At 38.1% G+C, this 18,647-nt stretch carries 15 protein-coding genes; 7 read left to right on the top strand and 8 right to left on the bottom strand.

What is annotated here, in order from left to right:
- Positions 1-1,132: 1,132 nt before the first annotated feature.
- Positions 1,133-1,381: a transposase gene (locus tag DB42_RS11840; protein ID WP_080502726.1), complete on the bottom strand. Its 249-nt coding sequence runs from the start codon at positions 1,379-1,381 to the stop codon at positions 1,133-1,135.
- A gap of 185 nt (positions 1,382-1,566) precedes the next feature.
- On the opposite strand from DB42_RS11840, the gene DB42_RS03965 reads away from it, so the two are divergent.
- The 4 genes from DB42_RS03965 (at position 1,567) to hemF (ending at position 5,189) form a co-directional block, all read left to right on the top strand.
- Positions 1,567-1,851 carry a hypothetical protein gene (locus DB42_RS03965; RefSeq protein WP_044881838.1) on the top strand — a complete coding sequence of 95 codons (285 nt, stop codon included), beginning with the start codon at positions 1,567-1,569 and terminating at the stop codon, positions 1,849-1,851.
- Between the two features lie 359 nt (positions 1,852-2,210).
- Positions 2,211-3,758 carry a leucine-rich repeat domain-containing protein gene (locus DB42_RS03955; protein WP_052435965.1) on the top strand — a complete coding sequence of 516 codons (1,548 nt, stop codon included), beginning with the start codon at positions 2,211-2,213 and terminating at the stop codon, positions 3,756-3,758.
- Positions 3,759-4,024: 266 nt separating this feature from the next.
- Positions 4,025-4,333 (top strand): hypothetical protein, encoded by a 309-nt coding sequence (locus tag DB42_RS03950; protein WP_052354667.1) that lies wholly within the window; start codon positions 4,025-4,027, stop codon positions 4,331-4,333.
- A gap of 49 nt (positions 4,334-4,382) precedes the next feature.
- On the top strand, positions 4,383-5,189 hold the full coding sequence (hemF, locus tag DB42_RS03945) for an oxygen-dependent coproporphyrinogen oxidase (protein WP_044881836.1): 807 nt from the start codon (positions 4,383-4,385) through the stop codon (positions 5,187-5,189).
- A 128-nt stretch (positions 5,190-5,317) separates the two neighbouring features.
- Here the strand turns inward: hemF and DB42_RS03940 are convergent, their stop codons facing one another.
- Complete coding sequence (locus tag DB42_RS03940; protein WP_044881835.1) at positions 5,318-6,562, bottom strand: NAD(P)/FAD-dependent oxidoreductase; 1,245 nt, start codon at positions 6,560-6,562, stop codon at positions 5,318-5,320.
- A 459-nt stretch (positions 6,563-7,021) separates the two neighbouring features.
- Here DB42_RS03940 and DB42_RS03935 point away from each other — a divergent pair, with 459 nt between their 5' ends.
- The 3 genes from DB42_RS03935 (at position 7,022) to DB42_RS03925 (ending at position 9,288) form a co-directional block, all read left to right on the top strand.
- On the top strand, positions 7,022-7,990 hold the full coding sequence (locus DB42_RS03935; protein WP_044881834.1) for a pyridoxal-phosphate dependent enzyme: 969 nt from the start codon (positions 7,022-7,024) through the stop codon (positions 7,988-7,990).
- A gap of 635 nt (positions 7,991-8,625) precedes the next feature.
- The gene (locus DB42_RS03930; RefSeq protein ID WP_044881833.1) at positions 8,626-9,030 is read left to right on the top strand and encodes a DUF1761 domain-containing protein; all 405 of its coding nucleotides are present in this window, start codon (positions 8,626-8,628) and stop codon (positions 9,028-9,030) included.
- A 30-nt stretch (positions 9,031-9,060) separates the two neighbouring features.
- The gene (locus DB42_RS03925) at positions 9,061-9,288 is read left to right on the top strand and encodes a hypothetical protein (protein WP_044881832.1); all 228 of its coding nucleotides are present in this window, start codon (positions 9,061-9,063) and stop codon (positions 9,286-9,288) included.
- Positions 9,289-9,698: 410 nt separating this feature from the next.
- On the opposite strand, the gene DB42_RS03915 is transcribed toward DB42_RS03925, so the two are convergent.
- The 6 genes from DB42_RS03915 to DB42_RS03890 all read right to left on the bottom strand — a co-directional run bounded on the left by DB42_RS03915 (position 9,699) and on the right by DB42_RS03890 (position 18,477).
- Entirely contained in the window at positions 9,699-9,932 is a 234-nt protein-coding gene (locus DB42_RS03915) for a hypothetical protein (protein WP_044881857.1), read from the bottom strand.
- 9 nt (positions 9,933-9,941) lie between these two features.
- On the bottom strand, positions 9,942-10,952 hold the full coding sequence (locus DB42_RS03910) for a DUF4116 domain-containing protein (RefSeq protein WP_155117417.1): 1,011 nt from the start codon (positions 10,950-10,952) through the stop codon (positions 9,942-9,944).
- 365 nt (positions 10,953-11,317) lie between these two features.
- Positions 11,318-13,162, bottom strand: coding sequence for a hypothetical protein (locus DB42_RS03905; protein WP_155117416.1), 1,845 nt, complete (start codon positions 13,160-13,162; stop codon positions 11,318-11,320).
- Positions 13,163-13,403: 241 nt separating this feature from the next.
- On the bottom strand, positions 13,404-14,663 hold the full coding sequence (locus DB42_RS03900; protein ID WP_080502724.1) for a glutamate-5-semialdehyde dehydrogenase: 1,260 nt from the start codon (positions 14,661-14,663) through the stop codon (positions 13,404-13,406).
- Positions 14,664-15,173: 510 nt separating this feature from the next.
- Entirely contained in the window at positions 15,174-17,492 is a 2,319-nt protein-coding gene (locus tag DB42_RS03895; RefSeq protein ID WP_044881856.1) for a ribonucleoside-diphosphate reductase subunit alpha, read from the bottom strand.
- A 10-nt stretch (positions 17,493-17,502) separates the two neighbouring features.
- A complete protein-coding gene (locus DB42_RS03890; RefSeq protein ID WP_042243978.1) occupies positions 17,503-18,477 on the bottom strand; it encodes a ribonucleoside-diphosphate reductase small subunit in 975 nt (324 codons plus the stop codon).
- Positions 18,478-18,647: the final 170 nt, after the last annotated feature.

Raw genomic sequence — 18,647 nt, 5'->3', positions numbered from 1 at the left:
AAAACACACCACTATTTCGATAACCAACTATTTATAATAGAACCCATATTCTCCACGGTTTTTTGTAAGCATCTGAATCTGAAAAATTTATAAAATTTAAGTTTAAGGATTAACTTTTATAACACATTAGAAATCAGCAATTTAAATTTCAGGTGAAGAATATGGGATAGAATATACACGTAGCCTATGCACTTTTCGAAATAATTACCTAGAGGTCGAGATTTTTAAAAGATTTAAATAAATTTCGGCGACTCCTTAAATACTAAAATAAGTTTTCGCTGAGCGAGGAATAGGGATTTTTATGCAAGCATTCACCTTAAGCTCTTGCCAATCGCTGTTCTTAAAAATAAAAATATCTTTCGTGTTTCTCTATTACTTTGAAAACATTTCCTATTATTAATGTAGGCAAAAAGCACTCTTTTCAATTAATGTATGTAAAAAATAGGCCTTGTTGCGTAAATGATTTAATAGCTCGTATCCCTAAGTTAGCACCCATTGCCCTTTGGGCATTCCAAGCTTTATCATCTTATTCATAACCCAGGATTTGGCATATAATTCTGTTTGTTGATAGGCTAATTTCCTAGAGGGAAAGCCTCCTCCAAAGCTTCTTTTAAAGCGGTACATCGCCGTTTCGGCAAGCGATCTTCTGTGCTAGCCGCAAAGCTTCTTCCAGAGCTACCTGGCCTCCTCATCTTCTCCAAAGCCTTGAATGATTTTTAAAGCATCCTTTCTTTTTTTTTTATCCAGGGCTTGTCCTCCTCTTGGCTTAGCCTTCCTCCTCTTTTGGGAGGTACCAAAGGATCTATACCCCGCACATAAGATGATCAACAGAAAGCTTGTCTATCATAAGCGCCATCTCCATAAGCAGTTTGTACACTCTTTGGTAGCTCAAAGATCATTTGGCTTGCCATTGAATCATCGGCTTTATTGCTCCTCGTTAATTCACTTATAATAATCTCATGCGAATCTGGGCAAATGGCTAGATGAATTTTTCTCCAAATTCTTCACTTAGTTTTGCCATGTTGGCGCACTTTCCACTCTCCTTCGCCATAGACCTTTACCCCAGTGGAATCAAAGACTATGTCTGTTGGACGCTTTAAGGCTTAACTTTTTAAGTTCTTGTCCAAGCTTCTTAGCACGCCTGCAAATGCGGGTATAACAAGGAATAGGCAATCCCAAAGTCAGCAAAGTAATCAGCGATAACAAAAATCCTCGCAAGGCTTAGGAGAGGCAAGTGATAAACCGCTCTAATCATCAGCGCGGATAGGATAGCATCAGCGGAGTAAATTCTTGGGTGTCTCTTCTTACCCGTGCTTTTATTTTCCCTCCATCCTTTAATGGTTTCATCCGAAAGCCATAATGTTATGCTTCCTCTTTGCACTAAAGCTTTGTGTTACTCAGGGCCAATTACGTATGCGGTAGTTAAGCTTTTTTTCCATAGCTTGCTTATATTTTTGTTTTTGTAAACTAATTTTATAGCTCTTAGGCGTTAAAGAGCAATCTTATCGCATACACTTCTTATCATTTACGCAACAACGCCACTTTAAGGCGAAAATGCTTTAAATCATGTTGGACTATATAGTAGGAGATAGCGCTCTCCATACGCAAACTACCTTACAAGTCTTTAAAAGAGAACAAAGCTTATTTGCCACACGTGTGCCCATGCAAATCAAAGAGGCCAAAGAACTTATATGTGAAGCGCCTTACGACAAAACGGTAGAGATAGTAGAGGGCTATCGAGCTCTTAAGAATACCCCTTGCCATGCAGGCGTTGAACTAAAGATGGGCAACCATCTTCAGCTAAGTGGCCTATCTAAGAGAATGCCGTACTTTAGCCAAGCATTACCTTAAGGGCAATGAAAAAGAAGCCGAAGCCTTTATTAAGCTCATGCAGCAAGAGTTTTTATGTCCAAACGATGCTAAGCGCCAATTAGATAAGTTTGTAAAAAAACTTAAATATATACAAATTATAGAACCTCGATTTATTGCAACTCAAAAGCATACTACGTCTGGTCGGCCTGAAGCTGCGCAAAAACCTTCTATATCTAGCTATCGCCTACAAGACATAGTAGCTTGCTCTTTGCTTAACAAGTTAGCTGATGCCCTCCTGGTGATAAGGATACGAATTCGTTTGACTTGCTTCTTTAATTTTTTTATATTGCCTCTAATAAATAAAATGCTGAAAAGTCATCACTACCCAAGGAAATAAAATGCATCCTATCTCTTCGGCCTCTATTGAAAGCTTGCCCAATGAATTGCTGCTCCCTATCTTAGAGGCTTGCGCAGTTCCTTCCTTATTTAGCGTCTGTAAAAGATGGCATCATCTGCTGGCTTCTGAAGTGATGCCTTCTCTTTATAAAAAAATCGGTAAAGTACATGTTTCCCAAGGGGATATTAGCAAGCAGGCTTTTATTTTAGCTAGGATTTATAAGCTGGATGATAGGCTTTCTGAAACAGCAAAGGTAAATGCAATCTTTAAGCAAATCTTTACTTTAGCTAAGTCTTTTTCTTCTTTAGAATTTAAAGAGAAAACAGAAGAAAAAAGAGGCTTAACTCTGGCCAATTACTCTTTTTATCTCTTAAATATTAATCGCCTTTTACTTTGGAAAAAACTTCCTGGTGGGAAAGAATACTTGAGAAGAAGAGAAATTAAGCACTTGCCTCTAGGAAAAAAAGGAGAGCTTCTTAGAGGTTGGATTAAAGAAAATTGTAAAAACTTCACGGAATTAGATTTATCTGGAGTAGGCTTGACTTATTTACCCCCAGAAATATGCCAATTATCTAACCTGCAAACCCTTTCCTTAAATCAAAACCTGCTCACCAGTCTGCCTACAGAAATCAGGCAGCTGTCTCAGCTGAAAGAGCTTGATTTAAACCAAAACCAGCTCACCAGCCTACCTATAGAAATTGGGCAGCTGTCTCAGCTGCAAAGGCTTTCCTTGAATCAAAACCAGCTCACCAGCCTACCTATAGAAATCGGGCAGCTGTCTCAGCTGGAATGGTTTTACTTAGATCAAAACCAGCTCACGAGCCTTCCTGCAGAAATCGGGCAATTGTCTCAGCTGCAAAGGCTTTCCTTGAATCAAAACCAGCTCACCAGCCTACCTATAGAAATCGGGCAGCTGTCTCAGCTGGAATGGTTTTACTTAGATCAAAACCAGCTCACGAGCCTTCCTGCAGAAATAGGTCAATTGTTTCAACTACAATGGCTTTTCTTAAATCAAAACCAGCTCACGAGCCTTCCTGCAGAAATCGGGCAATTGTCTCAGCTGCAATATCTTTACTTAACTCAAAACCAGCTCACCAGTCTGCCTGCAGAAATCGGGCAATTGTCTCAGCTGCAATATCTTTACTTAACTCAAAACCAGCTCACCAGTCTGCCTGTAGAAATCGGGCAATTGTCTCAGCTGCAAAGGCTTTCCTTGAATCAAAACCAGCTCACCAGCCTACCTATAGAAATCGGGCAGCTGTCTCAGCTGGAATGGTTTTACTTAGATCAAAACCAGCTCACGAGCCTTCCTGCAGAAATCGGGCAATTGTCTCAGCTGCAAAGGCTTGAATTAAATCATAACCAGCTCACCAGCCTGCCTACAGAAATCGGGCAATTGTCTCAGCTGCTAAGGCTTTCCTTGAATCAAAACCAGCTCTCCAGCCTTCCTGCAGAAATCGGGCAGCTGCCTCAGCTTACCGAGCTTGAATTAGCGGAAAATCCTTTGAAAAATATTCCAGAAAAAATAAGGCAGCGTTTTCAATTGTAGAGTGGCCATAAGTACTTTTAAATTGGGAGGGGCTAAAATGAAATAAAAACTTTTAGCCATCTTATCTTTAAACAAATAATCCGCACTTACATCAAAACCAGCTCTCCATTCTGACAGCAGAAATCGGGCAGATATCCAAGCTGCAAAAGCTCCACTTAAGTGGCAACCTGCTTACCATCCTTCCTATCATCTTATGTGCGGGTATAGATCCTTTGGTACCTTCAAGAAGAGGAGGAAGGCTAAGTCAAGAGGCGGACAAACCCTGGATGAAAAAAAAGAAAGGATGCTTTAAAATCATTCAAGGCTTTGGAAGAGATGAGGAGGCCAGGCAGCTCTGGAAGAAGCTTTGCGGCTATCACAGAAGATCGCTTGCCGAAACGGCGATGTATCGCTTTATAAGAAGCTTTGGAGGAGACTTTCCCTCTAGGAAATTAGCCTATCAACAAGCAGAATTATATGCCAAATCCTTGGCTATGAACAAGAGGACAAAACTTGAAATGCCCAAGGCAATGGGTGCTAACTTATGTGATATATCTTTAGAGGAGCTATTAGATCATTTACGCAACAAGGCCTAAAAAATACCAAGCTCTTTTTTGAAAGCTAATAAAAAAACTATGACTTTATATGCATAATGAATACTCCAGCAATAAACACTCTTCTTTAATCCACTTTCTTAAAAACTTAAGAGATGAGATTATTATCGCTTTTGAAACGCTTGAAAACAGCAATCGTTTTACAAGGAAACCATGGCAACATCCCACAGGGGGAGGGGGTGAAATCTCTATTTTACGAGGAGAAGTTTTTGAAAAAGCAGCAGTTAATTGGTCGGGAGTCTATGGGCCTCATTTTCCTATGAGTGAGAGCTCTGGGCCTTTTTTTGCTACGGGAGTAAGCTTGATTACTCACATGGTCAACCCTCACGCACCCACTGTCCATATGAACATTCGCTACATCGAAACGCAAGAACGCTCATGGTTTGGAGGAGGCTTTGATTTAACTCCCATGGGCTTTAGCTATGACGAAGATACTGCTCACTTTCATCAAACAACTCAAGAGTTTCTAAACTCTATCGATCCTACTTTATATCCTAATTTCTCGCAAAATGCTCGTGAGTACTTTTATATCCCCCATCGTCATAAAGAACGTGGGGTGGGAGGCATTTTTTTTGACCATTATAACAGTGGCGATTATGAAAAAGATCTACACCTATGGCAAATGGTAGGAAAGCAATTTTTAGCAGCAATCCTTCCTATCTACATAAAACGCGTACCTCTTCCTTATTCTGCTCAAGAGAAAGAAAAGCAGCTAGAAGCTCGAGCTCATTATGTAGAATTTAATTTAATGTATGACCGAGGAACAAAATTCGGATTTCAATCTGGAGGCAATCCTGAAGCCATTTTATGCTCGCTGCCCCCTTTAGCCAAGTGGTAGCCTGATTGTCACCTCTTAAGCCTATTTCTTTATAGCCAGGGTGAATATTTTTTTCCTTAAGCGATTGAGAGATCGACAAAAAAGCTAAGTTTCAAGATATAAGCACTTAAGAGGAGTATGCATAAAATCTAATCCTTCGCCATCGCCTGGCCAGCAATCCAACCAGTTGTCCAAGCATTCTGAAAGTTAAAGCCACCTGTGACTCCATCAATATCCAGTACTTCGCCAGCAAAAAATAAGCCAGGGCATTTTTTACTTTCCATAGTTTTGAAATTAACATCATCGAGATGCACTCCCCCGCAAGTCACAAACTCCTCTTTAAAAATTGTTTTCCCTTGAATGTTAAAAGTAGAGTTTTGTAACAATTCTAGTAGCGCATTTAAATGAACTTTTGATAGATAGGAACAGCGCATGTCATACGGGATGCCAGCCATGATAGTAAGCTTTTTCCAAAGATTTTTTGGAAGAGCTACAGGACTGTCTGAGGAAATTAATTTGGCAGGATTTTTTACTTTATAATTGCCTAAGCATGCTGCTAGAGTCTCTTTATTCATCTCTGGCAGCCAGTTGACTACTAAGGTAGCTTGATAATTCATGCCATGCAAGATTCTTGCACCCCAAGCTGATAGCTTTAATACTGCTGGTCCACTAAATCCCCAATGAGTAAGCAAGAGAGGACCTGTTTGCTTAAGATCAGTGTGCTGAATACGTAAGCCCACATTAGAAATCGACATGCCGGCAAGGTCTAGCAAGGGAGAATTAGGAACATTAAAAGTAAATAATGAGGGCACCGGAGGCACAATCTGATGTCCTAAAGCGGCTAATAATTCATACATTTTAGAGTTACTCCCTGTGGCAAACAGTAACTTTTTACACTCTACCACTGAGCCATTCGTAAGGTGAATAACAAACCCCGCCGATTGGACCTCAATTTTTTCAATTCCACTCTCTGTACGAACCTCTACATGGGCAGCTTTGGCAGCACGCATTAAACAGTCAATAATGGTAGCAGAATCATCAGTAAGAGGAAATAGGCGCCCATCTTCTTCTACCTTTAACTCCACGTGACGATCTTTAAACCACTGAATAGTATCTCGAGGTTGAAAACGAGTGAAAGGACCAAGCAAAGCTTGGCTTCCGCGTGGATAATTTTTTACTAAAGCTACTGGGTCAAAGCAAGCATGCGTGACATTGCAGCGCCCGCCCCCTGAAATGCGCACTTTAGATAAAAGCTGTCTATTCTTTTCTAAAAGAATCACTTTTTTGGCTATACAAGCTTGCGCGCATGCAATGGCTCCGAAAAAGCCTGCAGCTCCTCCACCTACTACCACAAGATAATCTTTTATATGATTGGCATTTAAATTTTTAGGCATTTGAGAAGCGTGTTGTAGGTATGCTTATGTAACCATTTGAAAAGAGGTTTAAGCACAACTTATATTTTTGTAAAGCGTCGTTTATAAGTTAGCCCGCAAAGGCAATTTTCTTATAAAGGAAATAATTGCCTACATGCTGCTCGAAGGTTGTAACTTACTTTTGACAAGCCAGTTTACCCGAGCATTCATTTGTTTTTCAAGAAAGCCTAACATTTAGGAAAAATTCTTGTTAACCTTTACATTGCAAGCTTGACCAGCTGACCAAGAAAAGGCTTTTTAAGTTAAAGGAGATGCGAGGGATAAAAGAGCAGGGGTATTTAACAGAGGATAAACATTCCTATAGGCTAAAAAACTTTTACTTCTTATGTTCTTAAAAATGATCAATTGTCCGATATTGATAACATTAAGTCTTTTTCATACACTCATTAAGCTTAAAAAAAATTTCACAAGGCCCCCTTCATGCTCTTTACTTTAGAAGAAGTTGTACAGCAATATATCAAACTCGATTTTCCTTTACACTCAAGGATTCATAAACTTAAAAGCTATAGCTCTTCCCACCTTCATTGTTATATTAAGCGAGATGATGAGCTAGGGCTCATGGGCTCTAAAACAAGAAAATTTAGCTCGTTAATGACCTTTTTGATTCATCAAAAAGCTAAGACAGCAATTGTCATTGGAGGTATTAACTCAAATCATGTATTAGGCATTTCTCAGCTCTTAATTGAAAATCAAATCCAGCCTTTTCTTTTTCTATGCAAAAGCCATCAACAGAAGCTAAAAGGTAACGCTCTTCTCACCCAGCTACTCGTTCCCAAGCATCAAATTCATTGGATAGAAAGACAAGATTGGCCAACGGTCTATAAAGCTGCCTTGGATTTTGCAGATCTGCAAGGCAATCAAAGCACCTACATCATTCCTGAAGGAGGATGCATGCCAGAATCTTTTCCAGGAGCGCTTACACTTCCTATAGATATCCTTTATAATGAACTCCAAGAACAGATCCATTTCAATCATATTTTTGTGGATAGCGGAACAGGCCTTACCGCAATTGCCTTAATAGTAGGACTGGCTTTTTTACAGCATTCAGCACATGTACATGTGGTTTTAATGGCGGGCAAGGAAGACGAATTTTTAGATAATTTAAAATGTTACCATCAACATTTTGAAAAACTTGTTAAATTACCTTGTCGGATGCCTACTCATTTCTCTTTATGTCGCCCCCATCAAGCAAAATCCTTTGGCGCGACCTCGGCAAAAACCTTTAAAGACATTCATGAGATAGCCCAAACAGAAGGAGTTCTTTGTGATCCTATCTATAACGTCAAACTTTTTAAAGAAGCCCAACGGATCATTCAACAAAAAAACTTAAAAGGAAAAGCCTTGGTAATACAGTCAGGTGGGACTTTATCGCTGCTGGGTTTTTTATAATTTCCATGCTATGACGTTTTGAGTTAAAGAAAATTAGCATCTTTACTTTAGGGCTCCTTTCCTACCAATTATTCTGGTTATCCTGGTTATACCGAAAAGGCAAACTTTACCCCTCCTTGAAATTATATGCTTATACTACTCACTCGGTCTCTTTTCTTTAAATCAATAGGTATACTTTTGATTAACACTTAACTAAATTTCCTTTATTTTCATCAGTTTTCTAGGGGCACACAAAGCAATTCTTATAGCCTCACATATCAACCCGAGTGTTGAGAGAGTGGTAACCTGTATGAAAAACAGTGAAAAAATTGCTTTGCCCATAATAAATTTTTCCTAAGGTGAGCAAGAGGTAGATGTACTGAGTCTATATACATTTAGATTGACTTATCACTGAGTGCTACTCCCTTATGCCCCTAATGATCCTATTAGATAGCCTTGAGAGTAATGAGTTTATAGGATAGTTAAGCGACAGGAACAACCAACAGCCTTTTTGGCAACAGTATCCCCACCTTCCTTTCTCCTAGCTCTTTTATCTCTTTATATCTAAATTTTCAAAAAGGATTTGAAAATAAAATATTATTATAGAATATTGGAGCGAGGATTCCTTAAACTTTATTCCAAAGGAGAACAATTATATGGAACTTACTAACGTAAATATTTGGGCAGTACTAGTATGCACGATGATTAACAACTTTTTAGCCTCTATTTGGTATTCCCGTAAAGTTTTAGGCGATGCTTGGGCCAAAGAACATGGCTTTAATGTGGAGCTATTGAAACCAACTCCTTGGCATTTTGCAGGCGCTTTTCTGAATGCTTTTATTTTATGTTTTGTTTTGAATATGTTCTTCAATAATTTTGCCATCCATGGCATGGGAAATGGCATGACTATAGGCTTTCTTATCTGGCTAGGTTTTATTGCAACGACTCATTTCTCTGGTGTCATATGGGCTAAGAAGCCTTTTAAGGCTTATTTGATAGATTCAGGATATTTACTCTTGAATTTGATTTTGATTGGTGCAATCATGGGTACCTGGCAGTAATTTAGCAAATTAAAATGCATGAGGTTGATTGTGAAAAATAAGACACTTACTTTAATCCTAGGAATGATAGCTATTTGTGGGTCTATGGATGCACATAGCGAAGAGGCTGTTTGTCATAAATGTGAAAAAGTTCGGGAGTATAATGCTGCCCATCCTGAAAATAATTATTATTGGTATGACGATTACTTAAAAGAGAAGAAAGAAGAGAGCCAGGGAGCTAAACCTCAAAAGGAACCTACCTCGACCTCTAAATTGTAGCTTACTTATCCATAGCTATATTTAGCTTAATCATAAGGGCGAAAAGTTAAAAAAACCTTTCCTTTATTAGATAAAAAAGCTTTTTAACGTCAATCTAAAAAGCTTTTTTATCTATGAACCTATCCCGCTTACCAGCCTATAACACATTATAGGACTAAAATTTAATAATCCTTTCCACCATTTCACTTGTCTTTCCCATCGCACAACGGTTCTTCTGAACTTCCGTTGTAGCCAAGATATTGCCCTTTCAACTTGCCATCTCCATTTCTTAAGGTGGCAGATAACTATCTCAGCTTTCTTGATAGCCCCCATCCTTTGCTTAGGTATAAACAGATATGTTTTTCTTTTTAGCAACTATCCTCAATTTCCTCAAAGTTGTATCCTTTATCAGCTTCTAAAATAAGGATGAGTTAACGAAATTCATAGAGTCTCCGTAGCTTATCCCTCGGATCAATCAGCTTTTCCACCTGTTTCCTTTCATCTCCTTCAGCACTGGTTACTTCAAAACTTAAAGGGCTGCCATTATCGTCTACCAAAAGATGGGTAGGCTTGTCTTTACACTTGTGACCATAGCCTACTAGCTTACCGCCTTTCTTTCCCCCTGAAAAAAAACCATCAATGGCTAGTCTCTCCCCATTAATCATTCTTCGCTACTAAGCTATTTGCTGAGCTGCTATACGTTGAATGTCTTTATCTTTTTTGAGCTCTTCGCTCGCTGAATGAATTGCCCTGCCATTTTGCCGTACTGCTGCAAGTACAATTTCTTTATCATTTTTAAGCTTTTCGCTAGCAAATTGAAGTGCCGAGCCTTCTTGCTGAACTGCTGCAAGTACAATCTCTTTATCATTTTTAAGCTCCTCACTAGCAAATTGAAGCGCCGAGCCTTTTTGTTGAACTGCTGCAAGTACAATATGCTTATCATTTTTAAGCTCTTCGCTAGCAAATTGAAGTGCCCAGCCTTCTTGCTGAACTGCTGCAAGCACGATCTCTTTATCATTTTTAAGCTCTTCACTCGCATATTTTAACATGCCACCTTCTACCTTGACAATAGCATGTACACAGCTTTTGTTCTTCATAAAGATATCTATAATTTCATCTTCATTATTTTTTCTAAACTCTTGTCCAACATACTGAAGGGCTAACTTATTTTCTATAAAAGCAGCAACTATAACGTCTTCATCGTTTTTAAGATCCTCACTAGCGTATTGAAGCGCTAAACCATTCTGCTTAACAGCAACAAGTACGACTTCCTTATCCTGCTTTAATTCTGGGCTAGCATATTGAAGCGCTAAACCATTTTGCTTAACAGCAATAAGTACAACTTCCTTATCTTGCTTTAATTCTGAGCTAGCGTACTTAAGTTCTAAGCCTTTTTGAGAAAGCCTCCTAAGCATGTAGCTTTTATCCCTCATGCTATAGCGATAGAAGTCATATACCCCTACAATAATATTTCCTAAAACAGGAATTAATAAAACTACACACCGCTTAAAACTTTTTCGATCCAGATAATCATAGTAATGACTTAGAGTAACATTTTTTTTAAAATTTAAAAGGACGCATTTTTGAAAAATATTTACTAAATTAGTTATGCTACTTACTACAGGCACATAGTCCAACTTATTATCCATAGTCGCACATAGATTAGATAAAAAATTTATTTCCACACCGACCTCAAAATTAGATTTAGATTTAATTCTTTATCCCTTAAGAGAAGGGAAGATTAATAATAAGCTATTTCTATATAAAACGAAAATATTTAATTTAAAAATTAAAATTCAATAAAAACAAATCCATCCCTTAACAAAACACGTGTGCCAGGCGTTTATAATTTTTAGCAATCTTTTAGTAAGGCAGCATTACTTTCTAAAAAAATTTACATGCTAGGAGCATAAGTTATCTGCCTTGCTTAATTTTGAGCAATCTCTCTTCTATAATATGAGGTTTTTAAGACAAATTACTTTCTTAAACAAACATGGCCTATAGAGAAAAAAAGCGCCTCCTTCCAGAGGAGGGCACTTTGGCAAAAAAATTACTCTTCAGGAACAGCAGCGTCGGGTTCTAAACTAGGCGAAGGCAGCTGATCATTAAGATTGAATGGAGCATTTTCTTCTTCTTTACCTTCTAAAGAAGGAGATGGCTCCTGAGGAATAAGCGAAGGGACGTTATCTTCGGTAATAGGCGGTATAATAACAGAGGGAGGAAGTTCTTCCTCTACAGTAGGAATTTCAGGTTTCTGTAAGCTTTTCTTAAGCTTTTCCCATGCCTCTTTCACTTGGTCTAGCGAACTGCTTCCAATTTTAACATGGTCTTTTTCCATAAAATTAATAGTCACTGAGAGAGCTGCACTTTCCTTTGAAGCTTCATTTGCTAAGCTCAGAAAAAAATCTATAATTTTTTCTTCCTTATCCTCATCTATGATGCTTAGGGATAAAGGTTGCTTGTTAAATTCAGCGATTTTTTCCAAAACAGGATGAATACGATTAAAATAAGCAACTAGATCATGAATCATTTGTTTGTAATTTTTCCATTCAAACTCATACTTACCCTGAGGGTGGTTTTCAATAAACTCGGCTTGACCATAAGATTTAATTCCATAAGGCTGTGTAATCAAATCAAAATTATGGATAATTATTTGATGAAGAGAAGGTTTTTTTGCCACATCTCTAATCTTCACATCTGTATCAAAGATAAAGCTCTTTTTACCCAGTTTGGCGTAATCGGGTATAATATCTTCTAACCTATCTTTACAGCATTTTAATAGCTCATCTAATAGCTGACTCTCTTGCTCTGAAGCAGAGGAAGCAGACTCAGAGGCTTTCAACTTAAGCCCTTCCATAAATTGCCGGTGTATAGCTTCTATGCCTTGGGGAGTTAAGGTAGAGTCTGTACGAAATTCAAGATGAAGGTTTCTGTGATCATTCTCTTCTTGGGTATGAGCGATTTTGAAGGTAGCCGAAACTTGGCCATATAGATTTTTTATATTCAACTTATGAAGGGTGATGTCGAAATTCTCAGCACTTAAAAAATTCCATAGCGCAAGATGAGGAGGTAAGCTAGCTTCAAACTCTAAATTAATCGTATTTTTTCCCGTGCTTAGAAGATAAGGAATATCTACAGTTATATCTGGATTAAGCTCCATAATTTTCTTGAAATGTTCTAGCAGAGCTTTACCTTGTTTTGCTGCCTCAGCATCTTCTAGGTCCAAGTTAAATAAAAATTTATTTTCTTTATTTTTATGGGGATGATGCTTCCAACATAGCTCTCCTTTAGAAAAGCTTAGCCATTGTTTTTGATCCTCACCATTTTTTTCAAATAAAACAAAATCGTGGTCTTCATAGCTTACCATTTTCGATTCTCTTAAAATCTCGTAAATAGAAAAATTTTCTGCATTGAAGCCTTGGGGTAGCTCTGCAAAGGGATGTATAAAAGCATAAGAATAGTGGGGATGAGCTGTCTCTAACCTAATTTCTCTATTGCCTTTGCATATGTATTCTTTGGCATTTGCCTGACTAGAATTTGGAACTATATACTTCAGATCGCCTTCCTGTTTTAGCCAGTAAGATTTTCCTAAAATATCGGTTCCTATTTTCAAGGACCCCTCGATGCCCAAAGTCGGAGAGAGCATGGATTTTTCCCCTTCTTGAAGTAAAGTATAGCGAGGTTTACTTAATTTAACCTCGTAGCTAAAAGGAAATCCTTGCACTGATACATCGTCAGTTTCTAAACGATAGAAGCCCGACGATCGTTTTTCATAATTTTTAAGGTGAGCCAGAACAAATTCTTTTGCTTGATGGGCGCGGTAGAACCAATGGCCTACATAGAGAAGAGCAAAAATGGCAACAATAGAAACTGTAAGACGATTGATAATTTTCATGGTTTCCTCAAAATTTTTATTAGGCTTTTGCCACAAATCTCTTAATGCTTAGCCTAGTTTAGAGCTTGTGTTTTTCTTTTCACTCTAGGAAAAGAGAAATCATTTATTTACACGTCATACCCTGGAGTTAATCTTACTTGTATATTAACGCTTTCCCTATAATAAACAAATATTTTAGTAAGAAAAATTATGGAAAATTAGTGGAAAAGCTTATTTGCTTCTTAGAAGAGAATATTTATCCTTATTGACAAACATGATAATTGCCTTGGACGAGCCTCTTATAGCTCATCAATTCTTTTAAGGCGAGAGGGCCTGGAATGCGGAGCTTATGGAGATTAATTAATGTTTCTGGCTCTCCACCCCTGGAGGCTTCATCTAGAAAACGAAGAGAGGAATTAATCATAATAACTTCAGAGCTTACTAAAGAGGAAAATTGCATGGCATGTACAGGGTGATCAGAAAGAATGCCATCACAGCTTCCTGCTCCATGCAGATGGATATGTTCGATAGCCTCCTCCATGTCTTTAACCAACTTAATATTTAAGACATTTGAATGCCAAGCTGTATCCCAATCTTGTAGTACAGCCAACTGAGCATTTCCAAGATTTAAATAACAAGAGGCAAACAGATTCCAACCTCTATCGTCCAAACGCAAAGAAATGCCTTTGTCAAGTAATGTTTTAAAAAGGAAAGGAAGAAAAGAATCTGCTATAGCTTCATGGACAAGCAAAGTGCTGAGGGAATAGGTAGTCTCTGCCTCGTGCATTTTAGCATTATGGATGACTTCAAGCGCTTTCTCACTATTGATCAATTGATCAATATAAAGATGACAGACACTTTTATTCTCATAAATAAGAGGAATGAGGCTATTTTTTTGGCAAAAAGATGTAAGAGAGGCACTTCCTGCTAAAAGAACGAGATCCACGCTTTTTTTACATTGAACAAAATCTTTTAATTGCTCTTCGTCATGAGAGTGAAGAAGCTGAACGCTCTCGATAGGTAAATCAGCTGCCTCCAACCCCATTTGAATTATCTTAACTAGAAAATAACAAGTGTTTTGAGTCTCTTTTCCTGCCCAAATGATTAAAGGATTTCCTGATTTGATAGCTAGAGCTGCCACCCTTATAAGCGCAGCGGGATTAGTATCTAAAACATATCCTAGGACACCTATAGGAACACGATATTTTGCTAATTTTAAACCATTGGAAAGTGTTTGATCATCAAAAATTTCTCCATTCAGATCAGGCATTCTTCTAATATCAGATATATATTCTATCACCCGATCTAAGCAGCCAAGTTCTATTAATTTCTTTTTATCCTCACCTGACGGAGAAAGCTCCTGTGGATTAGCCTGCTTTATTTCTTCTAGGTAAGCTGATAAAGCTTTGGATATTTCACTTAAAGCCAGGTTTTTTTGGCTTTCGGCGGCGTTAGAAAGTATTAAAAACGCGTTTTTGGCTTTACTTGTTTTTTTATCTAAATCCGACATCATCCTATCCATAAGCTCTACTCTCCTTAAGCATAATCTGCATGCTATTAAGTGAAAAGGTGGCCTGTCAAGTAAAAAAGCCTTTAAGGAGCAATACCTCCTCCCCTTGTGAGATAAGCGAGCAAAGAAATGAGCAGTAAGCCCTGTCTGACTCTATGTTTATTTGACTTACAAGCTCATTGCATAGTTAAAATACCTGGCATAATTTTTAAACTTTTTGCCAATTTTTTAAGATGACACCTATTATCATACGAATTATCATACAAAAGCTGGTAACTTAAAATTTTGATAGTCGGCAGAATTTTTTCTCAATTTTTATGAGTTTTCTCTTGAAAACAGCTTAAAAGCTAGCTATTTCCAAAAGAAAAAAATCCGCAAAATAAGAGCTAAAACTCTTAGAGGATTTTCAGAAAACTTCGCTCTTTTTAAATTTTACAAAAAAAGGATGGCAATGCAAGTTTCTTTGGCTATTCTTTTTAATATCAAGCTAGCATTATTTAAAGATCTTAATCTTTGTTTAACTTAAGCGCTACATGCTAGACATTCTTCTTTGTTATTTGCACTACAAGCCGCAAAAGGCTTGGCTTCTAAGGTAAATTTAATTGCATCCACAGCAGCTTGCGTTCTTAAATAATACATGCCCGTCTTTAAGCCACATTTCCATCCATAAAAATGCATAGAGGTCAGTTTGGCAAAGGTAGGATTCTTTACAAATAAGTTTAGCGACTGAGATTGACAAATAAAGGGCCCACGCTCTGCGGCCATCTCCACTAATGTTTTTTGCTTGATTTCCCACGCTGTTTTATAGAGTTGCTTAATATTTTCAGGAATTTCTTTAATACTTTGTACCGAACCGTTAGCAGCAATCAGCTGATTTTTGAGCTCTTCACCCCATAAACCTAGATGGATCAAATCTTTTAATAGATGCTTGTTCACTACGATGAATTCCCCCGATAGCACACGGCGTGTATACAAATTTGAAGTATAGGGTTCAAAGCATTCATTATTTCCCAGGATTTGGGAAGTAGAAGCTGTGGGCATAGGGGCTACTAAAAGTGAGTTCCTTACTCCATATAAAGCTACTTCAGCTTTAAGAGAGGGCCAATCCCAGCGCTTCCCTGGCACCACATTCCACATATCATATTGAAAGATTCCTTTAGACATAGGAGAGCCTTCATAAGTTGAATAAGGGCCATGAATTTTAGCCAGGTCTTTTGAAGCTGTTAAGGCAGCAAAATAGATTGTCTCAAAAATCTCGCGATTTAATTGCTTAGCCTCCTGAGACTCAAAAGGCATTTTTAATATCAGAAACGCATCTGCCAAGCCCTGCACCCCAATGCCAATAGGGCGATGACGCAGATTAGAATATTCCGCTTCCGCCACAGGATAATAGTTGACATCAATAATTTTATTTAGATTCCGCGTGACCACTTGAGTAACCTCAAATAGCTTAGGATAATCAAACTGTCCATCTTTGATAAAACGCGGTAAAGCTAAAGATGCCAGATTGCACACGGCTACTTCTCCTGGAGCTGTGTACTCTACAATTTCGGTACATAGGTTACTCGATTGAATAGTCCCTAGATGTTGCTGATTCGATTTTCTATTACAAGCATCCTTATAAACCATGTAAGGGCTGCCTGTCTCAATTTGTGCCTCCAAAATTTTAAACCAGAGCTCTTGAGCTTTAATTACTCTACGGGCACGCCCCTCTTTTTCATACTGTTTATAGAGTTTTTCAAACTCATCTCCCCAGCAGGCATCTAAGCCTGCCGCTTCATTAGGACAAAACAAAGACCAATCTTGGTTAGCCTCCACCCGCTGCATAAAAAGATCTGGAATCCAAAGCGCTGTAAAAAGATCACGCGCACGCATTTCGTCCTTCCCTTGATTTTTTCTTAGATCTAAAAATTCAAAAATATCAGCGTGCCAAGGTTCTAGATAAACAGCAAAAGATCCTTTACGCTTTCCTCCTCCCTGATCTACATAGCGAGCAGTATCATTAAATACTTTAAGCATAGGGATAACTCCATTGGAGATACCCCCTGTTCCACGGATGTAAGAGCCCGTTGCACGGATACCATGGATACTTAAGCCTATGCCTCCTGCAGCTCGAGAGATTTTAGCACATTGTTTAAGGGTATCAAAAATGCCGTCGATGCTGTCTTCTTTCATTTGTAGTAAAAAACAAGAAGAAAGCTGAGGAGTTGGTGTACCAGCATTGAAAAGGGTAGGAGTAGCCTGAGTAAACCATCGATCGCTCATCAGATGATAGGTTTCCATGGCAGGCTCAATATCTCCTTTATGAATGCCTATCGCTACCCGCATTAACATATGCTGAGGCCTTTCCACTACTTTACCTTGCATTTTTAGTAAATAAGCTTTTTCTAAAGTTTTAAATCCAAAGTAATCGTACAAAAAATCTCGATCATAGATGAGAGTAGAGTCTAGAAGCTCTGCATGTTGTTGGATAATCTCATAAACATCTTCAGCAATGAGAGGCGCATGTTTCCCGCTTTTAGGATCCACATAAAGATAAAGGGCTTTAATGGTCTCAGAAAACGATTTATTGGTATTTTTATGCAAATTAGAAATCGAAATTCTAGCCGCTAAAATCGCATAATCAGGATGGTTAGCCGTTAAAGTTGCCGCCACCTCAGCAGCTAGGTTGTCTAACTCGCTGGTAGTCACCCCATCAAAAACACCTTCGATGACACGCCTAGCTACTAGCACAGGGTTAATATGCTTAGCATCTAGGGCGTAGCATAACTTTTGAAGCCGAGCTGTAATTTTATCAAACTTCATCGCCTCTTTTCTTCCGTCGCGCTTAATTACAAACATACCACCTCCTTCAAAATTCTTCATTTAGAGTAAATTCGTGATTCCTTTGAGTAGACATCACACCTGGTTTCTGATATTCAGAGACTCTTTTTTCAAAGAAATTAGTTTTACCCTGCAGCGATATAAGTTCCATGAAATCAAAAGGATTATTCACGTGATATAATTTAGAATAACCCAGCGCATTTAATAATCGATCGGCTACAAATTCGATATACTGGCACATCAAATCTCCGTTCATGCCAATCAATTTGACGGGTAAAGCCTCCATGACAAATTCCTTTTCAATCTTGACTGCATCTCCAATAATCTCTTTAACAAGTTCTTCGGATAGTTTATGAGCAAGTTGCGAATAGATTAAACAAGCAAAGTCACAATGCAGGCCTTCGTCTCTAGAAATTAATTCGTTGGCAAAACTTAAGCCTGGCATAAGGCCCCGTTTTTTAAGCCAAAAAATTGAGCAAAAGCTTCCTGAAAAGAAAATACCTTCGACGGCAGCAAAAGCTACTAAACGTTCAGCAAATCCCCCTTTAGAAATCCACTTTAAGGCCCATTCTCCTTTTTTAGCTACACAAGGAAGGGTATCTAAGGCATGAAAAAGCATGCTTTTTTCTTGCGAATCTTTGATATAGGTCTCAATTAATAAAGAATAAGTTTCAGAATGAATGTTTTCGATCATGATTTGAAATCCATAAAAACATCTTGCTTCAGGGTATTGGACCTCGTTAAGAAAATTCACAGCCAGGTTTTCATTTACAATCCCGTCACTAGCAGCAAAAAAAGCTAGAATATGCTTGATAAAGTGTCTTTCATTTTCATTAAGTTTTTTCTCCCAGTGCTGTACATCCGTAGACAGATCGATTTCTTCAGCTGTCCAAAAGCTAGCTTCAGCTTTTTTATACATCTGCCAAATATCTTGGTGATTGATAGGAAATAAAACAAAGCGTTCTTTGTTTTCTAGTAAAATTGGTTCATGCAAGGCCTGCATAAGAAACTCCCAAAAAAAATAAGCTTAAGGTCTACCATCCTATCTAGAATGATAAGCCCACGATTTAATAATTAAAGAAAGGGAGAAAATAGACCGAGCAGATTGGCCAAAAAGAGAAAGAATATCACTCTTTATTTTCCCCATCCTGTCTTTAACGAGACAGTTCACCT

Origin of the sequence: Neochlamydia sp. EPS4 (genome assembly GCF_000813665.1) — a bacterium.
Classification (GTDB): Bacteria; Chlamydiota; Chlamydiia; order Chlamydiales; family Parachlamydiaceae; genus Neochlamydia.
The sequence above is the reverse complement of the archived record's forward strand: the minus strand, read 5'-3'. Positions and strand labels throughout refer to the sequence as shown.

Excerpts from the sequence above, each read along its gene's own strand:
- DB42_RS03965 (WP_044881838.1), top strand. The coding sequence starts at position 1,567 with ATGTTGGACTATATAGTAGGAGATAGCGCTCTCCATACGCAAACTACC.
- DB42_RS03955 (WP_052435965.1), top strand. The coding sequence starts at position 2,211 with ATGCATCCTATCTCTTCGGCCTCTATTGAAAGCTTGCCCAATGAATTG.
- DB42_RS03950 (WP_052354667.1), top strand. The coding sequence starts at position 4,025 with ATGAAAAAAAAGAAAGGATGCTTTAAAATCATTCAAGGCTTTGGAAGA.
- hemF (WP_044881836.1), top strand. The coding sequence starts at position 4,383 with ATGCATAATGAATACTCCAGCAATAAACACTCTTCTTTAATCCACTTT.
- DB42_RS03940 (WP_044881835.1), bottom strand. The coding sequence starts at position 6,562 with ATGCCTAAAAATTTAAATGCCAATCATATAAAAGATTATCTTGTGGTA.
- DB42_RS03935 (WP_044881834.1), top strand. The coding sequence starts at position 7,022 with ATGCTCTTTACTTTAGAAGAAGTTGTACAGCAATATATCAAACTCGAT.
- DB42_RS03930 (WP_044881833.1), top strand. The coding sequence starts at position 8,626 with ATGGAACTTACTAACGTAAATATTTGGGCAGTACTAGTATGCACGATG.
- DB42_RS03915 (WP_044881857.1), bottom strand. The coding sequence starts at position 9,932 with ATGATTAATGGGGAGAGACTAGCCATTGATGGTTTTTTTTCAGGGGGA.
- DB42_RS03905 (WP_155117416.1), bottom strand. The coding sequence starts at position 13,162 with ATGAAAATTATCAATCGTCTTACAGTTTCTATTGTTGCCATTTTTGCT.
- DB42_RS03900 (WP_080502724.1), bottom strand. The coding sequence starts at position 14,663 with ATGGATAGGATGATGTCGGATTTAGATAAAAAAACAAGTAAAGCCAAA.
- DB42_RS03895 (WP_044881856.1), bottom strand. The coding sequence starts at position 17,492 with ATGTTTGTAATTAAGCGCGACGGAAGAAAAGAGGCGATGAAGTTTGAT.
- DB42_RS03890 (WP_042243978.1), bottom strand. The coding sequence starts at position 18,477 with ATGCAGGCCTTGCATGAACCAATTTTACTAGAAAACAAAGAACGCTTT.